A 26,256-nucleotide genomic window follows, 5' to 3' on the forward strand; every position below is an offset into this window, starting at 1 on the left:
CCTGAGTTGTCAACCCTGACCAGTGCGCACAGTTAACTATTGATTAAAATTCAAGCAAATTATTGGAAATACTGCCTGTGAATAACATTGAATTCGACAAACGTCATATCTGGCACCCCTACACATCAGCAACTGAACCGTTGCCTTGTTATGAAGTGACCGGAGCAGCTGGTGTTGAATTAACGTTAGCGACTGGTGAAGTATTAGTCGATGGGATGTCATCGTGGTGGGCGGCTATTCATGGGTATAATCATCCCGTATTGAACAATGCCGCAAAACAACAGCTCGATGATTTTGCTCACGTCATGTTTGGTGGGATTACTCACCAACCTGCAATTACGTTGACCAAACAACTATTAAACATGGTCCCTGCAGGACTGAATCGCGTGTTTTTGGCCGACTCCGGTTCGGTGTCAGTCGAAGTGGCGATCAAAATGGCCTTGCAATACTTTGCCTGTCAGGGACAGCCCAATAAACATAAAATTTTATCTCCGCGCAACGGTTATCACGGTGATACCTTTGCCGCGATGTCAGTTTGTGATCCTATCAATGGCATGCATTCGTTATTTAAAAATGTCTTAGCAGAACAAGTTTTTGCCCCCGCACCGCAAACACGCTTCGGACAAACGTGGAATGAAGATGACATATTGCCTTTGCAAGAACTCTTGGAGAAACACCAACATGAGCTTGCTGCATTAATCTTGGAGCCTATCGTCCAGGGCGCTGGTGGGATGCGTATGTACCATCCTGAGTTTTTACGTCGGGCCAGACAGTTATGTGATGAGTACGATGTATTATTGATTGTTGATGAAATCGCGACTGGATTTGGGCGTACCGGAAAACTATTTGGTTGTGACCATGCACAAATCACACCCGATATCATGTGCTTGGGCAAAGCGCTCACAGGTGGTTATATGACAATGGCTACCACGATTTGTACTGAAGATGTGGCATTAGGTGTGTGCCAAGGTGCACCTGGCGTCTTCATGCATGGGCCAACCTACATGGGCAACCCTCTAGCTTGCGCAGTAGCCTCAGCGAGTTTATCGCTCATCGAACAAGGTGATTGGCAGACTCAAGTCCCAAATATCGAACGCTGGCTCAACCATTACCTAGCTCCATGCGCAGAGTTAAGCGCAGTTGCCGATGTCAGAGTGTTAGGCGCGATTGGTGTCGTCGAAACCAAGACACCGGTGGATGTGGCGAAAATTCAGGCACATTTTGTTCAAGCCGGTGTGTGGATCCGTCCGTTTGGTAAATTAGTGTATGTCATGCCACCCTTTATCAGTAAAGAACACCATATAAAACAACTCGCCAACGCGATTTACACGGCACTGAAATAACCCGTCGGAGTCGCTGGTTAGAATAATCCTTATTTGACCTGACTAATTCGTGTAAATCATGGCTTTTTACTTGGTTTATCCCTTTGAAAATGCGTATAATTCAGCGCATATCTAATTATTGGAGAATTTTTTATGGCGCATGCCGCGATTGTTGATGTGTTAAAAGGCGCATTTGCTATTGGAGACACAGTTGAAATCAAAGGTTGGGTGAGAACCCGTCGTGATTCAAAAGCAGGTTTATCATTTGTTGCAGTTCACGATGGTAGTTGTTTTGATCCTGTTCAAGTCATCGCATTAAATACGCTAGAAAATTATTCTGAAATTACGTCTCTCACCGCGGGTTGTTCTGTTGCTGTTACTGGCACAGTAAAAGCCTCTGAAGGTCAAGGCCAAGCAATTGAAATTGAAGCGACTAGTGTGGTGGTTGTGGGTTTGGTCGAAAACCCTGATACTTACCCTATGGCAGCAAAGCGTCACTCAATAGAATTTTTGCGTGAACACGCCCATTTACGTCCACGTACAAATGTTATTGGTGCCGTCACGCGTGTTCGTAACTGCTTATCCCAAGCCGTGCACCGCTTCTTTCACGAGCGTGGTTATTATTGGATCTCAACCCCTATCCTCACAGCTAGTGATACGGAAGGCGCAGGTGAAATGTTCCAAGTATCGACTTTGGACATGATGAACCTACCAATGGATGACAAAGGTCAAGTGGATTACAGCCAAGACTTTTTCGGTAAGGAAACCTATTTGACGGTATCTGGTCAGTTGAACGTTGAAACATACTGTACAGCAATGTCTAAGGTTTATACGTTTGGTCCGACTTTCCGCGCAGAAAATTCAAACACTTCGCGCCACCTTGCAGAATTTTGGATGATTGAGCCAGAAGTGGCATTTGCTGATCTAGCAACGGTTGCGCAATTGGCAGAAGATTTGTTGAAATACGTTTTCAAAGCAGTGCTAGAAGAACGTGCTGATGATATGGCTTTCTTTGCCCAGCGTATTAACAAAGACGCTATTACTCGACTAGAACAAGTTGTGGATTCTGAGTTTGTTCGCATGGATTACACAGATGCTATCGAGATCTTACAAAAATCGGGTAAGAAGTTTGAATTCCCGGTCGAATGGGGAGTGGATTTATCTTCAGAGCATGAGCGTTATTTGGCTGAAGAGCACGTTGGCGCACCGATTATCATGCAAAATTATCCCAAAGATATCAAAGCTTTTTACATGCGTATCAATGATGATGGCAAAACTGTTGCCGCTATGGATGTATTGGCACCAGGTATTGGTGAAATCATTGGTGGTTCACAACGTGAAGAACGCTTAGATGTATTTGATGCACGTCTTGCTGAGATGGGACTAGATAAAGAAGATTACTCTTGGTATCGCGATTTACGTCGTTACGGTACGGTTCCTCACTCTGGTTTTGGCTTAGGTTTTGAGCGTTTAGTTGCTTATGTTACAGGTATGCAAAACGTTCGTGATGTTATTCCATTCCCAAGAACACCGGGTAATGCGAATTACTAGTCGTTAAATATTGTAGTTTGGGGCTGATAAAGCATTACGCAGTGCCCAAATAAGTCATTGGAAAGTCCGATTTCATTCATTTGTTATCGGACTTTTTTTATTCGTACAACACCCACCTATTCAGCCGTCACTGGACAGCTATGTCGAGCAAAAAAGATGTAACACGTCAAAACCCACTTAAACTCACTAAACCCTTGAAAATATATATCTTTTCTTATGTTTTCAGCCCTATCTTAGGTACTTTGTTACGTCGATTACAACTCGTTACATTTCGTCACTGTTTCTTGCCTATAGGTCAGTTATGATCACATCATCAAAAAGTTTACTTTGCACAAAGTATTTTGTTTTATTATCCAGTGCATATTGAAAGGGTTTCTATCATGCAAGAAAAAATGCAAAAAAAGCGCTATAAATTACTCGCGACCGTCCTCATTTTTGGTTTTGGTGTTGCCGGAATGATTGGTATCAAAGCAACCGCAGAAGAAGAAAAAGAAAAGGATAAGGTAGATACACGCCCCACTGTCAGTGTGCAAACAGTAACAACATTAAATCACCCTGTTGTGATCAGCACCAATGGTGAAATAGCTCCCAAAGAAGCAACTGCCCTTTCCGCTCAGGTAACTGGTGAAGTCACCAGTATACATCCAGCATTTGTTGCTGGTGGTGTCGTGCAACGTGGTGACATTTTATTTACCATTGAAGCAGATAACTACGAAGCTGCGGTATTACAAGCAGAATCGGAACTCGCTCGCGCTCAAGCAGCCCTTATCGAAGAGCAAGCTAGAGCAGACGTTGCCGCTCGAGAAGCAAAAAACTTACCTAAAAACAAAGTCAGTGACTTGTATTTACGTAAACCGCAACTGTTATCGGCTGAAGCGAATCTTAAATCAGCCCAATCTAGTCTAAAGATCGCTCAAAAGAACTTACGTGATACGACTGTGAAAGCCCCTTATGATGCATTAATAGTGTCTCGTGACATCGGTGTAGGCCAGTTCGTGAACCGGGGGGTCAAAATTGGGATGATAAACAACATCGAAACGGCCGAGGTGATCATCCCTATTGCGGGTTTTGATACACCGTTTTTACCTGAAGAAATAGCGGGGTTACGCGCCACTATTAAAACGAGTGGTCAAACGCCTGTTACGCGTCAGGGTACTATCACACGTGACTTAGGGGTCGTCGACCAACGGACACGCATGTCCCATATCGTGGTAGAAATTAATGACCCATACAGTATGAATACCGCAGGACCTGAAGTGAAATTTGGGGAGTATGTCGACGTCCAATTTACGGGTATTACTTTACAAAACGTGTATAAGATCCCTCAAGCGTTGATTAACCGCCGCATCATTTGGACGCTAGATGATGAAAATAAAATGCGCTCAAGACCTGTTTCAGTCATCCGTGAAGAAGGTAAATTTTTCTTGGTCAATGAGGGGATTTTACCAACCGACCGCATTGTCACAAGCCTACCTGAGTACCCGCAAAACGGTATGGAAGTAAAATTAATTAAAGATGACATTGATGTCATTGCGAACGAATCAGAGTAAGGATTGCCCAGTATGACTGAACCAACAAATCCTAATTCGGTTAACTCAAATGATGCCGAGTTATTATCCAACTCAGCAGCGCAAAATATAGCTGAAAAACAAGAAACTGGGATTATTGCCTATTTTGCACGTAACCCTGTCGCTGCGAACTTAATGATGTTTTTCATTATTGCTATGGGTATTGTCAGCGCCTTGACTATCCAACGCCAAATGTTTCCCAATATTGAAATTAATTTTATCAACATCCAAGCGTCTTATCCTGGTGCTGCACCCAGAGAAATTGAAGAAAGTATCTTGGTGAAAATTGAAGAAAACATCAAAGATATTACTGAAATCAAACAAAGTATTTCTCGTTCTTTTCGCAACGGTGGACGTATTTCTTTGCGTTTACATGCAGATGCCGATATCCAAGAAACCTTAGATAAAGTCAAACAACGTGTCGATTCTATCGGTACCTTCCCTGCTGATATGGAACCTATCCAAGTCACCCAAGCGGAGTTTCAACAAGACGTCATAGAAATGTCTTTAGTGGGTGATGTGCCATTAGAACAACTCAAACCGATTGCACAACAAATCGAAAACGAGTTACTGCAACTCAATAATGTCTCGCTAGCAAATCAACAAGCACCTGGTGATGAAATCGCTATTGAGGTACGTCCTGAAACGTTAAAACAATACAATTTAACCATCAGTGATATCTCCAGTGCGATCCGACGCTACTCAGCAAACTACTCTGCCGGTCAGCTTAGAACCGATTCCGGTACGATTGCTGTGCGTGTTGAAAATCAGTATTACGATGGTGAAGAATTTCGGAATATTCCAGTGATTATCGGTGCCGGTGGTGCACGTGTTTTACTTAAAGAAGTCGCTAACATAAAAGACGGATTTACCGAAGGCGAACGTTATTTCAAATATTCTGGGCAAAACGCTATTTTCATGAATGTAAAAGCAACTAAAACACAAGATACTGTGCCCGTTGCTGAATCCGTTAAAGCGTATATCGAACAAAAAAACCAAACCTTACCCGATGGCCTACAAATAAAAATTTTGGTTGATATGACCTATTATTTGAACGCTCGCCTGAACATGATGCTGAGTAATTTAGCACAAGGTGCCGTATTGGTCGCATTGATGCTTACCTTGTTTTTACGCTTCCGTTTAGCGGCATGGGTCGTGGTGGGACTTTTTGTGAGCTTCCTTGGGGCAATTATGATGATGCCTGTTTTTGGTGTGACCATTAATATCATGTCCTTATTTGCATTCATCATGGTACTAGGGATCGTGGTCGACGATGCCATTGTGATTGGGGAGGCGGCCTACACCGAAGTCGAACAAAAAGGAATGAGTGTCAATAACGTTATCCGAGGGGCAAAACGAGTTGCCACACCAGCTACTTTTGGTGTTTTAACGACGATTGCGGTCTTTGCACCATTTACCCTATCTAGTGGTCCAGAAGGTGCATTTTTCTTTAATATTGCGATGGTCGTTATTCTGTGTTTGGCTTTTAGTTTGGTTGAATCAAAACTGATTTTACCGTCCCATATTGCCCATATCAAAATGACGCCGATCAAGGAAAATAGCTGGCGTGATCGTTTTAACAAAGCTTTCTTCGGTTTCGTTAACGGCAAATACAAGCGTTTTATCGCACGTTGTACAGAATGGCGTTGGGCGGTATTTGCAACATTTATAGCAATGCTAATGCTCAGTATTGGTCTGATCCAAGCTGATTATGTGCGCACCGTACCCAACCCAAAAGTCCCACATGACTTCCCTTCTGTACGTATAGAAATGAGTGAGGCGGTATCTGATATGGCCACCATCACTGCGCTCAAAACAGTTGAAAAAGTCATCTTGGATGTAGAACAAGAAACGATTGATGAATATGGTTCAGGTATGATCCGTGACATCTTGGCATTTAATCAAGGTCGCACGAATGCGCGGATCGTGATTCCTTTGGTGGATGAAGAACTACGTCACTTCGATACCTTTGAACTGGCGCGTAAATGGCGCGAGAGAATGCCAGAAATTGCCGGTATGAAATCTATCACCATCCAAGATGATGTTAACGGTGGTGGCGACAACGGTGAGTTTGGTTATGCCATATTTGGCAGCGACTTAGAAACATTAAATGCAGCGGGTCGTTACCTAATCTCGCTATTACAACAAACAGATGGCTTGTTTGATGTCAGCTCAACCATCGACCCAGCGAGCAAAGAAATCCGCATGGAATTATTACCTGTCGCGGATTCGTTGGGACTCAATTTATCAACCATAGCACGTCAAGTAGGTGCCAGTTTCTATGGCGGTGAAGCACAACGGTTTATTCGCAATGGCGAAGAAGTAAAGGTCATGGTGCGTTACCCCAAATTAACCCGTGAGCGCTTTTCTGACTTAAAATACACTACAATCCAAACGCCTAGCGGTGATGAAGTTTTACTAGGGGATGTTGTGACGCTATCCGAAGAGCCAGGTATTTCCTATATCCGTCGCGAAGGTGGGTATCGCAGTGTATATGTTTGGGGGGCAATTGATGAAGAAGCTGTCGAACCAAACACTGTCATTGAACAAATCAAAGACGAGTTAATGCCAAAAATGAAAGAGCGCTTCCCTGATGTGAGAACGCAATTAGGTGGTACGATTGAAGAACAACAAGCGCAGCAAAACGAACAGATTATGTTCTTTATTGCAGGTATGCTGATGGTCTTTATCTTGTTGGCAGTGCCATTAAAAAGTTACGGCCAGCCACTTATCATCATGTCAGTTATTCCATTTAGTTTAACTGGGGCGATATGGGGACACTTCTTCCTAGGTATTGATTTATCCATGATGTCAACGTTTGGGCTTATTGCGGCCGCTGGGGTTGTGATCAACGACTCGCTGGTCATGACCGACTTTATCAATCAGCGCATACAACAAGGCTATGCCATCAAAGATGCAGTTGTTGAGGCCGGTTGTGCACGTTTCAGAGCTATCACACTAACATCGATTACCACTTTTGCTGGTGTCCTACCCATCATGTTTGAAACGAGTTTACAGGCCTCATTTGTCATTCCAATGGCAGTCGCTCTAGGTTTTGCTGTTTTGTATGCCACACTCGTCACGTTAGTCTTGGTACCTTGTTTGTATCTGATATTGTTGGATCTAAAAGTCCCCTTCTCAGTTACGACAAAATTTGTCTCAGGACTAATGAATAAGAAACGAGCCATTACTCAAAACTCATAAATAGCAGACAAAGTGAAAGCTTTGCAAAAAGCATAAAAGCACAACAGCAACAGTCCCCCTAGTTTACAGCTGGAGCCTAGGGGGACTTTTTTATGAGTTGTTGTTCCCTTTCATTCTGCTAAGCGCATCCTCTTAGCAGACATATCATCGCAATAACGTCATTAATTTTTCCATTACTAAACAATAAAAATTGGTGATACAAAATATATATATACTGCCAATCCGCTTTTTCCTACACCCTTGATATCACAAAGGGGACAACGGTATGAAAAAAAAACTACACACCTTTCATTTAATTTTCCACAAAAGCGTTCCGATACATAAATACTTGCCCACAAATGTATTTTCACATTGGGGATAACACTAAGGACAAACTTAACAGCAAGTACGTTATTTTCGATGTGCACCGCCATTTCAAGGAGATCGGATCATGGCTTTAAAGAAGAACGCACCAAGTGAACAGGACAACATCACAGCATTGTCATCAAAAAATGATGCCCGTGCTAAACGCGAAGCCGAAGAGCATCGACGTCGCGCTAGAACGTTAGCTAAGCAGCAACAAGCTGCTGAAAAAATTGCATCTGCAGCCGTACAGCTGGCAAGTGGAATTACCGAAGCTTCAACCGCTCGAGACCAACTTGCAACCGCTACGAACGAAATTGCAACTGGTGCCGAACAATCAAGTGGCGCTAGTCAAGAAAGTTTGGCAGCGATGACTCAAATCTCTGGCCGTATCGCGCGCCAGGGTGAAATTGCAGAACTTTCTACGAACAAAACTCTGGAATTACAAGATATGGTGGGAACGGTTAGTTCTGACATCAATGCACTTGTGGAAAACGTTAGTACCGCGTCAGAACGTCAAAGCGCCTCTATCTCGATGGTTAACTCGTTGAGTGAACAAGCTGACCGCATCAATGAAGCGGTTAAACAAGTCATGCGTATCGCTGACCAAACCAACTTACTTGCATTAAATGCAGCAATTGAAGCTGGCCGTGCTGGTAAGCATGGTAAAGGTTTTGCCGTGGTAGCTGATACTGTGCGCACCTTAGCGGAATCATCAGAGCGCAATGCTACGAATATTGCCCAGCAAATTGAACAAATCCAAGCAAGAGCCAAGACGTTAACAGACTCTGTTAAAACATCTGCTCAAGCCGCTTTAGAAGAAGCGGCAAAAGGCCGTGATATTTCTAAACAACTTGAAGGTATGAAAACCGACATGGAAGAAATCTATGACGGAGCCAAAGAGTTAGGCGTTGCTGCGAACCAAATGAACGTTGCTGCTGGTGATGCACAAAAAGGTTCTGAAGCAATTGCTGCGGCGGCTGAAGAACAATCTGCTGCTGTTGAGCAGGTCATGAAAAGTTTGGAGCAACAAGAAATTGCACTAAACGGTGCGGAAGAAGCATCACAAGGTTTAGAGCTTCTTACGGATGAGCTTAAAAACAGTACCGATATTGCTAAGTCTTCAGAAGAAGTGGCTGCGACTGCAGAAGAATTATCGGCAAGTGTTGAAGAAATCAACCGCTCTGCGACAGAAATTATGACTGCGATTGATCAAATTTCGCTAGGTGCAGAACAAGCATCAACCGCGGTTGAGCAAGCAGTTTCTGGTATTACCCAAATCGAACAAGGTGTAAATGTTGCCGAAAGTCGTGCATCAAAAGCCGTTGAACTAGGTCAAAAGTTACAAGCTAATCTTGCAGCAAACAAAACAGGTGTAGATGAGATGATTGCCGGTATTTCTGAATCCGTTGAAGTAGGTCGCAAAAATTTAAATGCTATTGATGAAGTAGTCAGTGTGGCTCGTCAAATTGACAAAGTATCAGAAGCGATTGGTACCGTCGCAATCAAAACAGCAATGTTAGCCGTCAATGGCGCGGTTGAAGCGGCTCGAGCTGGTGAATATGGCAAAGGTTTCGCAGTTGTGTCCGATGATATCCAAAATTTAGCAGATGATGCAGCTGAGAATGTTGAGCAAATTAAAGATCTTGTTAAGTCTATCCAAGACCAAGCGCTATTAGTACGCAATGACTTATCAGATGTAGCTAACATGGCTGAAACAGAAGCACGCAAAGCAACGGCGACTACGGAAAGCCTTGTGAAAGTGGAATCTGAAACTGTTGCGTTGGTCTCAGGTAACAACGAGATCCGTGAAGCAGCACAAGAAGTTGTGACAGCTGTAACACAAGCTAAACGTGGTATGGAACAAATTGCTGCAGCTAATGAACAAGCATCAAGCAACAGTCAAGAAGCAGCAACAGCGTCACGTCAACAAGCATCAAGTGCTGAAGAATTAGCAGCGGCTATTGAAGAAATCGCCTCTATTGCAGACGAATTACAATCAGCATAAGCCCTGTAAAACAAGGAGGTTTGTATATGAGTAATATACAAATAGTGGAAGATACAAACACAGATGTAGTGGATGACGAAGTAAATAGTCAATACGTTACGTTTGCTGTAGGTGATGAAGCCTTCGGTTTTACGATGCAATCGGTACGTGAAATTATTCGCATACCGAACACGGTAGATGTGCCATTAACGCCAAGTGCGTTAGTGGGACTAGCTAACCTCCGTGGTGCTGTGTTGCCTATTTTAGATCTGCGGACGATTTTGGGTTTGCCTGCGGCTGAAGCATCAGAAGCACAGCGTGTTATCGTCACAGATATTGGTACTCCTGTTGGCTTAATTGTCGATAAAGTACTCCAAGTCATGCAAGCAGACGAATCACTGATTGATAAGAATTCGCATGTGACAGGTTCGGTTGATACGGCTTTGTTAGATGGTGTTATCAAAGAACACAGTGGTCGTGCAATGACCCAGTTATTAAATGTTGCACAAATCATTAATCATGATTTTAAACAAGTCTTAGCGCGTGCTACTAGTCAATCTAGCAATGTACATGCAATGCATGAATTTAATGAAGATGAGCAAGATGATGATAACCAACTGGTGAGTTTTTTGTTAGACAACCAAGAGTATGCATTTGATCTCATGGATGTTGAAGAAATCGTGCGCATGCCAGAACGTGTATCAGCGGTACCGAAAACAGCACAACATATCTTAGGATTGATTGAGTTGCGCAATCGCCTACTTCCTTTGGTTGACCTGCGTCGTTTGTTTGCACTGAACGAAACAGAAGTCAATGATAATACTCGCATCTTAGTCGTCAGTATTAAACAACCCAATGCCCCCAAATCATTTGTGGGTTTAGTCGTAGACCAAGTGCGCGAAGTATTACGCGTTAATTCAAACGTCAAAGATGAAGTACCGAGTATTTTACAGCAAGATAACAATGGTGAGATTGAGCATGTGTGCCGCCTAGAAGACGGTAAACGCTTAGTTTCAGTGCTATCTGCTTGTGCGCTGTTTAATCAAAGTGAAATCAGACAAGCGTTGGAAAAAGCCAATGAACAACAGGAGAATGATGTGGATAATGACCTTCAAAATCAGACTTCAGATGATGATATTGCCCAATTGGTCGTCTTTCATCTAAACAATCAAGAATTTGCCGTCACCATTGACGACGTCCAAGAGATTACTCGTATCCCAGAGAAACTTGACCGTGTACCTAAAACACCTGAGTTTATCGAAGGTATGGTGAATCTTCGCGGTACTGTCATGCCAGTCATTGATATGCGTACACGTTTTAACATTGCAAAATGTGAAGGAAGTGACCGTCAACGTATTATCGTGATGAACGTGAACAATAATCGCACTGGATTTATTGTTGATTCAGTGGCGCAAGTCATCCGTATTCCACAAAGCCAAATTGAGCAATCACCGCACTTATCTGATGACCAAAGTAAGGTCATGGGTAATGTGGTTAACCTCAAAGAAGAAAAACGCATGATTCAGGTATTGAACGTGCCGGCTTTATTGAGTGAAGACGAAATAGAAAACTTATTGGAAGAGGCTGCATAAATATGAGCAAAAAGGTTCTTATTATCGAAGACTCCGCACTCATGCGTAAACATATACGCAGTATTTTAGAGGGTCAAGGTTATACCGTAGAAACAGCAAGAAACGGCGAAGAAGGTGTTGAAAAAACAGTTTCATTTGAACCCGATGCAATTACGTTAGACATTAATATGCCCGTAATGGATGGCATTACCTGTCTGAGTTTAATCATGCAAAAGCGCCCTACTCCGGTTGTGATGGTTTCATCATTAACCGAGAAAGGCGCTATGGCAACATTTGAAGCACTTGAACTAGGTGCCGTTGATTATGTAGCCAAACCCGGCGGTACTGTATCGATAAATATTCGAGATATCGAACTCGACTTAATCGAAAAAGTAAAAGCAGCTTGCCGGGTTCGCATGGGTAACAAATTAGGTTTACGCAATCGTTTACGCGTCCAACGTGAAAAATCGATTGCGACACCTAAAGTTATGAAAGATAACATCGTTAATATCTCTGCAGAGTCAGCTTACAAAGTTGTCGTTGTCGGGGTATCAACAGGCGGACCGGGGACTTTGCAGACAGTATTATCTGAACTTCCTGCCGATTTCCCGATCCCCATTGTGGTTGCACAACATATGCCCTCACGCTTTACGCAGGTATTTGCTGAGCGCTTAAACAAAGAATGTGATTTGAACGTCTTGGAAGTGAGTAAACCATGTGATTTACAAGCTGGTAATGTTTACATAGCTCGTGGTGATGCGGATATCAAGATTATCCGTCGCGCTGGTCGACTTATGTTAACCAATATACCAGCCGATCCAAATTATTTGTGGCATCCAAGTGTAGAAAAATTAGCAGCATCTGCACAAGAACTATTGCCCGCATCTCAGATCATTTGTGTGCAGCTTACAGGCATGGGTAATGATGGAGCGAAAACCATGGCGGCACTCAACCAAGCAGGAGCCAAAACCATCGCAGAAGCCGAATCCACTGCGGTTGTCTATGGTATGCCAAGAGAACTTGTGCAATTAGGGGGAGCCGATAAAGTGCTACCCAACACCGAAATTGCGAAAACGTTACGCAATTGGTCAATGAAAAAATAAGGGAAGATCATGGGGTTACGGAAAACCAGTACCAATATAGCATTACCGGACGAAAATGTTGAAAATGAAAATCGAGAAGTCCCACGAGATTTTACTCAATTAAAATTTCAAATTCTTAGTCTTGAACCAAGTGAACGTCGTTGGGCTGCTCGTGACCTCGGTAATCATCCTGAGGGCGTGCCGATTTTATTAGAAACGTTAGAAACAGAAACGGTTGTTCCGGTATTAGATGCTATTTTTACCAGTTTACAAAAACATCCGACACATGAATGTGTCAATGGACTGATTCGCTTTTTAAGTAGCGAGGATGCATCTGTTCGCAACAATGCTATAGAAGTCTTACAATCTATGCCCAATGCACTAGAAACGCATATATTGAGTTTGTTAAACCATCCAGACTCTGACGTACGTATCTTTGCGATTGATATTTTACAGCAGCTTGTCCACCAAAATGCACCTGAGTGGTTGAAGTCTGTTTTATTAGACGAAACCCATGTGAATGTCGTTGCCACAGCAGTTGATCGCATCGTCGAAATTGGTGACAGCTCTATCTTACCAACATTAGAGAGAGTTGCTCAGCGTTTTGCACAGCACGACTATATTCAATTTGCCGTGAATACCGCTATCGAAAGAATCAAGGAAGATACTTATGCTTAGTGAACTGGATCAGAAGTCAGCTGTTGCTGATAAGCTGGTCATTACAGATAGCGACTTTGAAAAGTTTAGAGACTTTTTTTATCGTAAAACGGGTATTAAATTCGAAAATTCGAAACGCTATTTCGTTGATAAGCGATTAATTGACCGAATTACCGCGACCGAAACTGAGTCTTTTCGTCAATACTTTTCGTTTATGCGTTTTCAAGCTAGCGGCCATGAACAACAGGCCTTGATTAATGCAATGACCGTCAATGAGACGTACTTTTATCGAGAAGAGTATCAATTTGAGTGTCTAGTCGAAAATGTCATGAACGAGATCGCAGCTAGCAAACGTCCAGGAGATACTATTCGCATATGGTCTATTCCTTCAAGTACAGGTGAAGAGCCCTATTCAATTGGTCTATACCTGCTAGAAAAATGGCCACAGCTCGATAACTTTGAGGTAGAGATTGTCTCTTCAGATATTGATAGCAATGTACTCGATAAGTGCGCACAAGGTATTTATAACGAGCGCTCAGTAAGTGGCTTACCGGCGCGAGTATTAAAGAAATACTTCACTCAGATTGGTGTTGGGAAATACCAAATCTCTATTGATTTACGCGAAGCCGTTAAATTTACCCAAGTAAACTTAGCACAACCGACTCAGACCCGAGCATATCGCGGTTTTGATGTCGTGTTTTGCCGTAATTTATTGATCTACTTTGACGATGCTTCTCGGCGCAATGCGGCAGATGTATTTTATGATGCCTTATTACCCAACGGATTTGTGTTTTTGGGGCATTCGGAGTCGATGAGTAGAATCTCATCACTGTACAAAGTAAGAAAATTTCCCAAAGCGATGGTTTACCAAAAGCCGGCATGATGGAGTCAAGGATGAAGAAAATATTAATCATAGATGACGCACTCACAGTGCGCATGTATCACAAACAATTAATGGAACAATTAGGCTTTGTAGTTGAAGAAGCCGTAAATGGTCTAGAAGCATTGGAAAAGATTCAAGATTTCCAGCCTGATGCATGCCTAGTAGATGTCAACATGCCCAAAATGGACGGCTATCGCTTTATCAAGGAGTTGCGTAACGATGAAGCATTACGACATATTCCTTGTATCATGATCAGCACGGAAGCTGAACAGCATGACAAAGAAAAGGCGTATGCCGCCGGAGCGAATTTTTATATTGTAAAACCAGCAAAGGTTGATGAGTTACAAAATATCAGCCGTTTGATCGCAGGAGCAGCATAACATGGATAGTATGTTAAATGCGTTTATCACAGAGTCACGTGATAGCTTAGAGGTGATTTCGAACTGTTTTCTTGCTTTGGAAAACGACCCGCAAAATGCCAATACCTTGGATGAGTTATTTCGTTCAGTTCACACCATGAAGGGTTCTTCTGGTCTATTTGACATTGTCCCGTTTACTAAAGTAGTGCACGCTGCCGAGGATGTGCTTGACCAAGTTCGTGATGGTGAAGTCACCTTGACTTCAGAGCATATCGATTTGTTTTTAGACAGTATGGACCAAGTATCAGCATGGCTCGATGCCCTGGAAGAGGATGCAGAATTAGAGACGAATGCTTCTAGTATTTCTGATCAGCTCAGTAGTCAACTACGCGCCATTATAGGTAGCACTGGTGCACCAATGACTGCTGAAGAAGACATGGTTACTGTGGTTGAATTAACAGCCGCTCCAAACTGGTTAATGCAACTGAGTCATGAAGCACGAATTGGTCTATTTCGTCAGTTACAGCAGGCAGATCAGCATTTATTAGTCGTTGCTTATACACCTGACGAAAGCTGTTTCTTTAACGGTGATGACCCCATTCGCCTAATGCAATTAATGCCAGGTATGGAAACACTGGTACTGGAGACGACGTCGGATTTACCCGATGACCTTTCTACACTTGACCCATTTTTGTGCCAATTAAAGTGCCATGCGTTATCTTCTGGTGATTACGATACGTGTCACAATCATTTAAAATATGTGTCTGACCAGTGTGAATTTTTTACCATGGACCGCTCATTTTTAGCTGTTCCAGAGGGTGATTACGCCCCTACTGATGCATATAAATTATTCATTGATGACGTTAACTTTAGTGCGATTAACGCTGATTGGGATAAACTGTCTCGACAAGTCAATGAAATGGCCAGTATTAAAGCTAATGCACCTTATCAACAAAACTTGATTGAATGGTTAGCATTCTTGGCGACCGAACTAGAGCCGAATGCACGGGTGATTAAAGCACTTTTGAATGCACTCAAAGATGGTCAGTTTGTTTTAGAAAACTCCCAAACCGTTGCACAGAAAGTCGCTGCAGATCAATTTACCCCCATACAAGCAGCCATGGATGATCTGATTTTTGCAGGTCAGGAGTCCGGTGTGTTGGAAACTGCAGATGCAGCTAATAATGCGACCCAATCCGGTCACACAACGAATCATGTGAATGTACATAATAATTCACTAGATAGCTTGCCAAATGCTCCAAGCTCCGAATTCGGCTCGGATACTCAAGCTAGTGATGCAGACTGGAATAATGATATTGCGCATGACATGGTGACTGAAAATACCACGGTGCAAAATCCAGATTTACATTGGGCCGATGCCATTATCCAAGTGCAAAGTTTGATTTTAAATCAAGAATATCCCGAACAAGTTTTTGCCGGCAAAATTTTATCCACTGTACAAACGATTAAAAATGTTTGTGCGGTGTTAAACAAAGACGTTGGCGATATTGATGCGATTGCACAAAATGCAATCAAGCAAAATGATGTATCGGTTTTATTGGTATTATTAGATGGTATGTTTAAGCCAGTACTTGATAAAACCGTTGCGGTTTGTGCTAACGATAGCGAAAAGCAAAAAGCCCCCAAACGCCAGACAAATCCCGATATTGCACAGACCTTGGCCGCCAATACCAATGCGCAAGAAGCTAACCCTGCACAGCCAGAAAAAGTCGCTGAGAAAAAAGCGAAAAAAGATACCTCGTCGATGCAAAAAACACTCCGCGTTGACCAATATCGTATTGATGCGCTGATGGATTTAGTAGGTGAATTAGTCGTCGCTAAAAACGCTCTGCCGTTTTTAGCGAAAAAAGCTGAGGAAGAGTTTGGTGTCAAAGCGCTAGCAAAAGAAATCCAAAGTCAATACTCCGTCATTAACCGACTGAGTGACGAAATGCAATCCGCTATGATGCAAGTTCGGATGGTGCCCTTATCGACGGTATTCCAACGCTTCCCTCGCCTCGTACGTGATCTTTCACGCAAATTAGGAAAAAATATTAATTTGGTGTTGGAAGGTGAAGAAACCGAAGCAGATAAAAACGTGGTAGAGGAACTGTCTGACCCTCTCATACACTTGGTCCGCAATAGTTTAGATCATGGTTTAGAGACACCAGAAGAACGGGTTGCCAAGGGAAAATCGGAACAAGGTACATTAACTTTACGAGCTATACCGCATGATGATCAAGTGCTGATTGAGATTGTGGATGATGGCAAAGGCATTGATCCAGATGTAATTAAACGTAAAGCCTATGAAAAAGGGATTATTGACGAACAACGCCTAGATACGATCACCGATAATGAGTCACTCAATTTAATTTTTGCGGCAGGGTTTTCAACGGCAGAAGCCATATCTGACCTCTCAGGTCGCGGTGTCGGTATGGATGTTGTACGCACTGTTATCCAAGAAGCTGGTGGTACTGTAGGGATTGAGTCTGAATTAGGTAAAGGCACCACTATTCGTTTGTCTTTACCGTTATCGATGGCAGTGACCCGCATTATGATGATTGAGTCAGGGACACAGTGTTATGGCATCAACATGCAAAGTATTGTCGAGACGGTCAAAGTACCTAGCAACACAATCCATCGTATCAAACAGTCTGAAACGTTGATTTTACGAGGTCGTGTTGTACCGATTTTTCACTTACATGATTTACTCCAAACCCATAGTGAACGCAAAGAAAGTGATGAATTATGCGTGCTAGTCGTGATGCACCATGGTGAGGAAATAGGCTTAGTAGTAGATGAATTCCACGAAGGAATTGACACGATCCAAAAACCACTCGAGGGGATTATGGCAAGTTACCCATTCTACTCTGGGACAGCGTTACTCGGTGATGGTCGAGTACTATTAGTTTTAAACACGGAGGAGTTACTCGTATGAGTATTGAATATAAAAAGACCGTAGCGGTATTTACCGATAGCTGCTCGATTGAGGACGCTGAGAGCTTGTTAACATGGCTTATTGATAAACCAAAAGCAAAGGTGAATCTAAAAGGATTAGAACACGCGCATACGGCTGTCATCCAATTATTATTAGCTTTTAAACCAACCGTGACCAACTGGCCACAATCAGGACCGTTAGTCCAACTTTTACGACAGCATTTGAATTAAGGAAAACAAACTATGAAAAGAATATTAATCGTTGATGACTCTCCAACTATGTTAATGAGCATGGAAGGTGTATTAAAACGCAATGGCTACGCAGTCGAAACGGCTACAAGTGCTAAACAAGCTATTTCTAAAGCACCTAATTTCAAACCTGACCTTATGATTACAGATTTAAACATGCCAGAAATGAACGGTATTGAATTAATCAAAGAACTCAAACGCACACCCGCTATGCGCTTTAAACCTATGCTGATGTTGACGACAGAATCACAACAAGCCAAACGTGACGAAGCCAAACGTGCCGGTGCAACGGGTTGGTTAGTGAAACCAGTGCAACCCGATGAACTGACGGGTGTTGTGAAAAAAGTCTTACCCGCTTAACAGTATTCTTTTTTTATTTTTAGGATATTTTCAGTGTGGCTAGTTTGGCAAATTTTTCTAATTTTTTTCTATTGAGTTAGGAAGTTTTGCCGTTACTAGTATTAGGATAAAACGAGAAAGGATGCAATTATGATTGCCCAAGGCAATAATGATAATAAAAAGTTTTTTACTATTGATTTAGTAAAAATGAAACCCCTCATTGTGAAGTTTTCTGTATTGAGTTTGGTGGGTGTTATTGCTGTAACAGCGGCTATAGCAAGTCCAATAGCAAGTTGGCTAACACAAACTTTTGGAGCACTTGGTACGGTATTAACCGTCGGTTTATTTACCACGACTACCGTGGTATCGACACTGGGCTTATTTATTTGGCGAGTCAATAAATTAGTTGCACAAAATGACCAACAAAAACTTTCTGGTATAGATTGTTCCGCTGAAATCTCGAATGCATATGATGACCATGGTTTACCTTATATTGCGACGGCCATCAATAAGCTCATCATTGCTCAACATGATGTTGCAAATGTACACAGTATTCTCAATGACCAAGTATCTGGTATCAATAATGTGACTCAAGAGGCCGCTGTCAATATTTTAGATAAATTACAATCTATCGAAGCCGCTATCGAAAACACTATGAATACCATTCATTCCTCTATAGCTGAAACGGATTCTCTAAAATCTAGCTCATCTGCTCGTGTCGATGGTGTAAAAGACCAAATTGTAGAGTTACAACGCTATATTGATGATCGCAAAGAAGAAGGTGTAGAACATTCGCAACGTGTGCAACAGGTCCTTGCTGAAATTAATCAATTGACAGAATTAACAGGATTAGTCAAAAACATTGCAGCACAAACTAATTTGTTAGCTTTGAATGCGGCAATTGAAGCAGCTCGTGCCGGTGAACATGGCCGAGGGTTTGCGGTAGTTGCTGATGAAGTCCGAACCTTATCTGGTCAATCAGAAAACGCAGCAAATCAGATTGATATGGGGATCGATAAAGCGATTAATATGGTCGAAGCACAGATGGCGCATATGCTCGATCAAAACAAGATTGAAAGTGAAAATGTGCGTTTACAGAAATATGCTAATGAACTGACAAAACTTTCTGAAACGTATACAGATCTAGAAAACTTAAACTCTACGATCCTAAATGAGATGGAAAACAGTTCCGCAATCGCCAAAGATAAAGTGTTAGAAACCTTCTCAGCTGTACAGTTCCAAGATATCACAAGACAGCGTCTAGAACAGATTCAACAGGCCTTTGAGCATTTAGAAAAGTATCAACAAGGGGTAGAAAATGCTTTACCCGATTACCACGAGTTACAACGCATCAAACCATTTGATGCAAATACCTTAAAAGAAAATTATGTAATGGAAGAGCAGCGTCAAATCCATAGCAAAGTCGCAAATGGTGGCACAGGAAACAAGAAAAACACTCCAGATATCGAACTTTTTTAAACACTTTCCCTAGTTGTGGCGCTAATGCACATGCTTAGCGCCTTTTTTTTTGCCTAATATTTGCTAACATGCACTACGAATCTCATTAACTCATAAAAGACTTTTTATTATGCTTTTAACTCCCCCTTACGCCGTTTTTATCGGTGATGCTACCGATCCGCTAGGCTTGAAAATGGCTTGTAGTATTGCTTATTGGCGCCCTGAATTGTGTGTCGGGGAAATTGCGTTACCCAGTTGCTCAACAACAGTAGGTTTACCCAAGGTTTCGTTAGAGGAGGCAGTGAACCAAGGAGCGAAGTCTTTTGTGCTAGGTTTTAACAATGCGGGTGGTCATATAGATGAAAAATACCTTCCAGAAATTAAAGCCGCCGTTGCTGCTGGTTTAGATATCATCAATGGCTTGCATGATAAACTGACAGACATACCAGAGCTGGTGAATTTAGCGGAACAGTATGGCGTACGTTTAATAGATATTCGTCATCCAACGACGCGTTTTAAAACTGGCAATGGACAAAAACGTAGCGGCAAACGTTTATTAACGGTGGGGACAGACTGTTCTGTCGGCAAAATGTATTCAACACTTGCCATCCATAAAGAAATGCAAGAACAAGGTATGTCGGCTACATTTCGAGCTACCGGCCAGTGCGGCATTTTAGTCGCCGGTGAAGGTGTTGCTGTAGACTGTGTAGTGGCTGATTTTATCTCAGGCTCAGTAGAACAGTTAACCCCAGATAACAATGCTGAACATTGGGATGTGATTGAAGGCCAAGGTTCACTGTTTCAACCGGCTTATGCTGGAGTTACTATCGGTTTGATCCATGGCGCCCAGCCAGATGCTTTAGTTATTTGTCATACGCTTCGCCGTGAATTTATGCGCGGTATGCCCGGTTATAGATTACCGAGTATTGATGAAACTCTGACAGTCAACTTACTGCATGCTAGACGCACTAATCCGGAATGTAAGGTAGTAGGGATCTGTGTCAATACCAGTGCGGTAGACGAACAAACAGCCTTAGAAACGTGCCAAATGATCGCCATTGAAACAGGCTTACCTTGCGTCGATCCATTGCGTCACGGTGTGAGTAAAATCGTCGCTAATTTGTAAAGCCCAAATGGCAGTTTATACAACAAGCTGCCATTTTGACACCCTACTATTTATTGGTATTAAAATTTAATTCCCTCGGTCGATAAAGCCTTATAGCTATTAATAATCCAAATAGTGATGTTCTGCTGGTTGCTTGTTCTACACAACATTCTCACCAGTTTGACAATCACAACACATCAGGGAAGGACACCATGCGTTTTTTATCTACCATATTTTGCAAAATGATACCATTAGCAGTCGCGAGTACACTACTCTTTGTGAGCACAGTAAAAGCGGGTAATTTAGGTGCGCCAACGGGTCCTAATATTACACCAGGCGATCGCTCCATGCAGGTGCGCATGGCTCTGGCACCGGGTGACAACTCAATGGAAGAAGATACTTATGCATATGCTTTGATGTATCAACATGCTTTCACGGATAGTGTACGTGGGCGTATCGTCACTGCGTTCAAGGATACAAATAGCTTTGAATATAATTTTTCACGCTTAGAAATGCTGGTTAACCTGCGTGATAAAACTCAAGGTTTGTGGTCAACTGCACTGCGCTTTGATCTGCGCCAACGTCGCGGTTCCAAAGCGGAAGAGTTTGCGGTTGTCTGGGCAAATGAATGGAAACTGCCTGAACAATACCGTTTACGTGCAGCATTAAAAGGAGCCAGTGATTTTAATGGCGCACCAACGGGTCAGTTGAAATTATCCTCGAATATGGGGTTGAGCAAAAAAATGGCAGGTTATCGTCTGGGGTTAGAGATGTTTAATTCATATGGCCGTTTGAGTAACCTTGATAATTCAGGGCAAATGAAGCACCAAGTAGGTCCAGGTATTTCAGGGAAAATTGGTGAGTTTAAATATCATGCACGTTATCTGGCTGGTGTAGGTCGTGCTGCGCCAAAACATGATTTCATGGTACGCTTTATGTATGCGTTTAAATAGGGTTTGAATAGGTCTTATTGCACTATTGGTATAGCAACATCTCAACGTTAATACAAACGATATGCCATACCAATGACATGCCATATCAACGATGAGCTAAATAAACGAAAAAGCCCCACTGTTAAGAGACAATGGGGCTTTATTTTTTTGGTCTTAACCGTTATTTACTTAACCGTTAATTATCTGATGTGTCGCCTTTTTCTTTGGCTGCATCTAAACGCGCTTTCATATCTAAGCTAAATGGGGGTTTTTCAGTTTGACGCGTTGCATCTTCAGCTAAATATGTATCCATCCATCTTAATAAACGAAGTGCATAATCATATTGGGCAGCAGCCTTACGATTACCATGTCCTTCGCCAGGATAAAAGACTAAACGCACGGGTGTTTCAGTCCGTACTTTAATCGAGCGGTATAGCTCCATAGATTGACTAGGATGCACGCGTGTATCTTCTTCACCGTGCATGATCAGAATAGGCGTGTTCGCTTTACCCGCATGGAATATCGGAGAACGCTCAATTAAATTCATCCAATTGTCTTCCCAAGGCCATTTCAATGAATGGACTAAGTGCATTTCATTAGGTATATCAGAAGTACCGAACTTGGATACTTGGTTAGAGATACCAACAAAAGCCACGGCGGCTTTAAAATGCTCAGTCAGTGCTGTCGCTCCCCACATAGAAGCATAACCACCATACGAACCACCAGTGATCCCTACTCTGTCTTTATCAATGATCCCGGCAGCGGCAAGTGCTTGTACGCCATCAACTAAATCATTGAATTCTTTACCTGCGTAATCGTTTTGGTGCTGTTTAGCAAACGCAACCCCACGACCTGTTGAGCCACGATAATTCGGATAATATACGGCATAACCAGCGGCTGCAGCGTATTGTCCAGGTACTGAGTAAGCAGTATTCCAGCCATCACTATAATGTGCTTCAGGGCCACCGTGTACCATCAGAATCAGTGGCCAACCCTTCTCAGGCGCTGTTCCATTTGGTGTTAATAATAAGCCTTCAATCGAAGCATTATCACGAGCGGTATAGGTAAATGTTGTTTGCGCTGCCAAGTCTATATCAGCTAACCAAGCATTATTATTGGTGACTTTTTGGGCTTTACCGCGACGTACGGTGAAGACTTCTCTAGGATGCTTTGGGCTATCTGCAATCAAATGAATGGTGCTTTTACCTACATCCGCACTACGTACCACAATATCATCAGGTGTCTTAAATGTTTTCTCAACCTTACCTTTAGGTGAATACAAGACCAAGGCACTTTCTACACCGCGATGAGCCACCGCCAAAATATCTCCTTTATACCAATCTACATCTTGGATATGTTGAATTTTATCTGCAGTTAGCTGAGTGAGTTCAGGGCTATCGACTTTGGCAACCATCAACACACCATCAGAAGAATCATGCTTATCTGTACCGGCATGCATAGCAATATGCTTGTTATTGTCCGAGATAACGAATGTGCCTAGCTTACCTGGCATATCAATCGTGTTTGTGACTTCTGCGGTCTCAGTAGAGATAACATGTAAATCACGTAACATATAAAAATCATCAATCAGATTAGTCGGTGCCACTGCAGCAACAATAAAGGAACCATCCGATGCGAGCTCAATGGCTGAGGTATGTCCTTGACTAAAAAAGACTTCGGCCTCTGGCTCTGCTTGTGCTAAATCGACTTTATATATATTTGCTAAGCGGGTATCTTCTTCATATACATGTGCTTTAAAACCTTTATCTTTTAGATCTTCTGCATCATCTTTTGGCTTTGCCACAAAATACAGATGTGAGCCTTGTACCACGTAATCGCCAATACTTGTCTCGTACTCAAAGACTTTGGTCGCTTCACCACCCGTCATCGAAATACTGTACAAACTGGTATTTTTGTCATTATCTCGTTTGGTTTTGAAATATAAAGTGTTGCTATCAGAGGCAAATTGTAAAGCAGAAATACTGCCATCACGTGCGATAAAACTTTGGTTCTGACCTTTGTCATTAATGACATATAGGTGAGTATCCGCTCGACCATCCTTATCGCCATCGAGCATATTTCTTGGCACTGACAAAGTATAAGCGGATACATCGCCATTAGGGGCGACTGTGATATTTCCAGCATGTTTTACATGAGGTAAATGCTCTATGGAAAAATGGTTGTCTTTAGCGGCGTGACTGTGATCACCATGCCCATCTGCTAGCGCATAACTCCCAGTCATACAAACACCGGCCATAGCTAAGCCCATGACTAAACGTTTTAGTTGCATACGAAACTCCTTTAGTTATTGTTATATACATATTTTCTGTCGAAACTATTCGTTAAGAAACTATTTGTTAACACCAAGTTAAAGTAACAATTTTTGTCAATAATTTACAGTGGCAGATTTGAAAATATTAAGGACTTGTGGACAACGTATGACAAACATCCAAAGACCAATACCTACTCATCGTCATATCCATCAGCAGAAAAGTCATCACCGCCATCGGCAATACTAGAGTAATGTATTAATTGGTCTGTCATACGCTTTTTATAGCGGCGTTGGCGACGTCTAGCTTTGGCTGAATTTGCCCGCCATTGTTCACGTTTGTCAGTTACTATTTCATCTACATCACTCGCAACTTCAATTTTTTGTGCATCTTGCAAGTTCGTTCTTCTTGGCATATTTATAATCCTCGTCACACCCTTTTATATATGTGAAAATATGTAAAAAAGAACACTTGTTGTAAAAGCAAATTTTCTAGTGCATCGTACTGTTTTAGAAAACTGCTTTTTGCCAGCACATAAAGGCTTAAATTAATGCATAACAAAATAATTATTTTAGATGGAGGCATGGGCCAAGAGTTACTCGCTCGTAGCCAACGCGAAGTCACCACTATGTGGTCTGCAGACGTTATGCTCCACGAGCCTGAGCTAGTACGGGAGCTGCATTGTGAATTTATTTGTGCAGGTGCGGATATTATTACTCTGAATACCTATACTGCGACTCCAGAGCGTTTAGCCAACAATAACGCGTTGCATCTCATGGAACAATTACACGAATCAGCTAAACAAGCTGCTGTCGATGCGATCAGTGATTATCATTATGCCAGTGAAGGACCTGCGCGGAATATTCAAATCGCAGGCTGTTTACCCCCGTTAGTTGCGAGCTATCACCCTGAAGTTTCACCTGAGTTTGCTGATTGTGTCGAGAGTTACCGTAAGCTCGTAGCACTACAACGTTCAGATGCAGATTTATTTATTTGTGAAACCATGTCTTCAACCATCGAAGCCAAAGCCGCATGTTTAGCCGCTAAAGAAGCAAAAGTCCCGGTGTGGGTTGCGTTTAGCGTGTCTGATGATGAACCAAAAAATTTACGTGGTGGCGAATCTTTGCAAGACGCTGTTGCTGAAATACTCACCTTCGCCCCCGATGCTATTTTATTAAATTGTAGTCGTCCTGAGTCTATTAATGCAGTTTGGCCTGAATTACAAAACCTAGAGGTGCCCGTAGGTGTTTATGCCAACGGTTTTACGAGTATTGATAGTCTGTATCCTGGAACCACTGTCGCAAGCTTGGCTGCGCGAGATGACTTAGGTCCATCGGCTTATGCGCAGATCTGCGCTGACTGGGCAAAGCAAGGCGCAAGTATTATTGGTGGGTGTTGTGAAGTAGGACCCACACATATAGCGAGTTTGTGCGAATTATTAAAAAAGAAATGATAAGCACAAAGCGCTAAAATGGACTACACGAGCTAAGCGCTAAACCCTCGATTCGTCCATTTAGGCTCTATTTTTGACACTATACTAGTGAGTTTGCCTCACAGCTTAGCTGGTCAAACGGTTCTGCTGGTAATCCTGTACAGCCTGGTTGATTTCTGCTTGGGTATTCATGACAAATGGGCCATATTGCACAACCGGCTCACCAATAGGTTTGCCACTGATAAAAATCAATTTGGTTTGAGCAGCTGCTGAAAATGCCAACGTATCCACCAAGTCCAAAACGGCTAACTGGCCTTTTTTTATGGTATGTTTACCGAATTCAATTTGCCCCTCATAGACATATAAAAATCCATTGTGTTCATGATCAACAGATAACGCAATATCATCATTTTGCTGGACATGAATATCATAAAACTGCGGTTGTACGGCTTTGGTAGTGACCGCCCCGGCTACTCCATTGAGTTCACCAGCTAACACACGTGCATGTGCATGTTTTGTCAGTTTTGTCTCGTTGATTTGTGCGCTTTTGATGTCCTCGTAACCTGGTTCAGACATTTTTTCACTGGCTGGCAAGTTTACCCAAAGCTGAAAGCCCCTCATCTTCCCTTCGGTTTGTTTTGGCATTTCTTCATGGATAATGCCTTTGCCAGCATTCATCCACTGCAAGCCACCATCCTCAATGATCCCCTCATTACCCACTGAGTCTTTGTGGCCCATTTTACCATTTAGCATGTATGTAACGGTTTGGAAGCCACGATGCGGGTGAGCAGGAAAGCCAGCAATGTAATCTTGGGCATCTTCTGAGCCAAATTCATCCAACATCAAAAAAGGATCTAAACGTTTTAATAAAGGCTGGCCTAGGACTCGTTTGAGTTTCACACCTGCACCATCAGAAGCAGGCATGCCTTGAACGACTTGTTTTATCGTCGTTATGTAATCCCCCCATTTCAAGTAGCAAAAATAACTAGACTATCACGCTGCTTGTAA

At 42.5% G+C, this 26,256-nt stretch carries 20 protein-coding genes; 17 read left to right on the forward strand and 3 right to left on the reverse strand.

Translation table 11 applies throughout. The annotated features are described in order from the left end of the window. Nucleotides 1–77: 77 nt before the first annotated feature. The 16 genes from bioA to NLF92_RS10885 all read left to right on the forward strand — a co-directional run bounded on the left by bioA (nt 78) and on the right by NLF92_RS10885 (nt 21,567). Nucleotides 78–1,343, forward strand: coding sequence for an adenosylmethionine--8-amino-7-oxononanoate transaminase (bioA, locus tag NLF92_RS10810; protein ID WP_254101762.1), 1,266 nt, complete (start codon nt 78–80; stop codon nt 1,341–1,343). 132 nt (nt 1,344–1,475) lie between these two features. Continuing rightward, the gene (gene asnS / locus NLF92_RS10815; RefSeq protein ID WP_254101764.1) at nt 1,476–2,873 is read left to right on the forward strand and encodes an asparagine--tRNA ligase; all 1,398 of its coding nucleotides are present in this window, start codon (nt 1,476–1,478) and stop codon (nt 2,871–2,873) included. A gap of 380 nt (nt 2,874–3,253) precedes the next feature. After that, a complete protein-coding gene (locus tag NLF92_RS10820; RefSeq protein ID WP_254101766.1) occupies nt 3,254–4,423 on the forward strand; it encodes an efflux RND transporter periplasmic adaptor subunit in 1,170 nt (389 codons plus the stop codon). A 12-nt stretch (nt 4,424–4,435) separates the two neighbouring features. After that, nucleotides 4,436–7,645 (forward strand): efflux RND transporter permease subunit, encoded by a 3,210-nt coding sequence (locus NLF92_RS10825; protein WP_254101769.1) that lies wholly within the window; start codon nt 4,436–4,438, stop codon nt 7,643–7,645. Nucleotides 7,646–8,075: 430 nt separating this feature from the next. Next, nucleotides 8,076–9,995 (forward strand): methyl-accepting chemotaxis protein, encoded by a 1,920-nt coding sequence (locus NLF92_RS10830; protein ID WP_254101771.1) that lies wholly within the window; start codon nt 8,076–8,078, stop codon nt 9,993–9,995. A 26-nt stretch (nt 9,996–10,021) separates the two neighbouring features. Then, nucleotides 10,022–11,566: a chemotaxis protein CheW gene (locus NLF92_RS10835; RefSeq protein WP_254101773.1), complete on the forward strand. Its 1,545-nt coding sequence runs from the start codon at nt 10,022–10,024 to the stop codon at nt 11,564–11,566. A 2-nt stretch (nt 11,567–11,568) separates the two neighbouring features. Beyond that, on the forward strand, nt 11,569–12,648 hold the full coding sequence (cheB, locus tag NLF92_RS10840) for a chemotaxis-specific protein-glutamate methyltransferase CheB (RefSeq protein ID WP_254101775.1): 1,080 nt from the start codon (nt 11,569–11,571) through the stop codon (nt 12,646–12,648). 9 nt (nt 12,649–12,657) lie between these two features. After that, complete coding sequence (locus NLF92_RS10845; protein WP_254101777.1) at nt 12,658–13,305, forward strand: HEAT repeat domain-containing protein; 648 nt, start codon at nt 12,658–12,660, stop codon at nt 13,303–13,305. Continuing rightward, nucleotides 13,298–14,167 (forward strand): CheR family methyltransferase, encoded by an 870-nt coding sequence (locus NLF92_RS10850; RefSeq protein WP_254101779.1) that lies wholly within the window; start codon nt 13,298–13,300, stop codon nt 14,165–14,167. The genes NLF92_RS10845 and NLF92_RS10850 overlap by 8 nt, the downstream gene beginning before the upstream one ends. 11 nt (nt 14,168–14,178) lie before the next feature. Next, the gene (locus tag NLF92_RS10855; RefSeq protein ID WP_254101781.1) at nt 14,179–14,547 is read left to right on the forward strand and encodes a response regulator; all 369 of its coding nucleotides are present in this window, start codon (nt 14,179–14,181) and stop codon (nt 14,545–14,547) included. Between the two features lies 1 nt (nt 14,548). Continuing rightward, nucleotides 14,549–17,464, forward strand: coding sequence for a chemotaxis protein CheA (locus tag NLF92_RS10860; RefSeq protein ID WP_254101782.1), 2,916 nt, complete (start codon nt 14,549–14,551; stop codon nt 17,462–17,464). Further along, nucleotides 17,461–17,694, forward strand: coding sequence for a hypothetical protein (locus NLF92_RS10865; RefSeq protein ID WP_254101784.1), 234 nt, complete (start codon nt 17,461–17,463; stop codon nt 17,692–17,694). The genes NLF92_RS10860 and NLF92_RS10865 overlap by 4 nt, the downstream gene beginning before the upstream one ends. Nucleotides 17,695–17,706: 12 nt before the next feature. Further along, nucleotides 17,707–18,072: a response regulator gene (locus NLF92_RS10870; protein WP_254101786.1), complete on the forward strand. Its 366-nt coding sequence runs from the start codon at nt 17,707–17,709 to the stop codon at nt 18,070–18,072. 129 nt (nt 18,073–18,201) lie between these two features. Next, nucleotides 18,202–19,530: a methyl-accepting chemotaxis protein gene (locus tag NLF92_RS10875; protein WP_254101788.1), complete on the forward strand. Its 1,329-nt coding sequence runs from the start codon at nt 18,202–18,204 to the stop codon at nt 19,528–19,530. 109 nt (nt 19,531–19,639) lie between these two features. After that, nucleotides 19,640–20,635: an N-acetyltransferase DgcN gene (gene dgcN, locus NLF92_RS10880; RefSeq protein ID WP_254101790.1), complete on the forward strand. Its 996-nt coding sequence runs from the start codon at nt 19,640–19,642 to the stop codon at nt 20,633–20,635. Between the two features lie 191 nt (nt 20,636–20,826). Beyond that, nucleotides 20,827–21,567 carry a hypothetical protein gene (locus NLF92_RS10885; protein ID WP_254101792.1) on the forward strand — a complete coding sequence of 247 codons (741 nt, stop codon included), beginning with the start codon at nt 20,827–20,829 and terminating at the stop codon, nt 21,565–21,567. A gap of 175 nt (nt 21,568–21,742) precedes the next feature. Here the strand turns inward: NLF92_RS10885 and NLF92_RS10890 are convergent, their stop codons facing one another. Continuing rightward, the gene (locus NLF92_RS10890) at nt 21,743–23,836 is read right to left on the reverse strand and encodes a S9 family peptidase (RefSeq protein WP_254101794.1); all 2,094 of its coding nucleotides are present in this window, start codon (nt 23,834–23,836) and stop codon (nt 21,743–21,745) included. Between the two features lie 173 nt (nt 23,837–24,009). Further along, nucleotides 24,010–24,231 (reverse strand): hypothetical protein, encoded by a 222-nt coding sequence (locus tag NLF92_RS10895; protein ID WP_254101796.1) that lies wholly within the window; start codon nt 24,229–24,231, stop codon nt 24,010–24,012. 135 nt (nt 24,232–24,366) lie between these two features. On the opposite strand from NLF92_RS10895, the gene NLF92_RS10900 reads away from it, so the two are divergent. Further along, a complete protein-coding gene (locus NLF92_RS10900) occupies nt 24,367–25,269 on the forward strand; it encodes a homocysteine S-methyltransferase family protein (RefSeq protein WP_254101797.1) in 903 nt (300 codons plus the stop codon). A 105-nt stretch (nt 25,270–25,374) separates the two neighbouring features. Here NLF92_RS10900 and NLF92_RS10905 read toward each other — a convergent pair whose 3' ends face one another. Then, complete coding sequence (locus NLF92_RS10905) at nt 25,375–26,172, reverse strand: pirin family protein (protein WP_254101799.1); 798 nt, start codon at nt 26,170–26,172, stop codon at nt 25,375–25,377. Between the last annotated feature and the right edge of the window lie 84 nt (nt 26,173–26,256).

The organism is Opacimonas viscosa, assembly GCF_024199005.1.
In the GTDB taxonomy this organism is placed as follows: Bacteria; Pseudomonadota; Gammaproteobacteria; order Enterobacterales; family Alteromonadaceae; genus Opacimonas; species Opacimonas viscosa.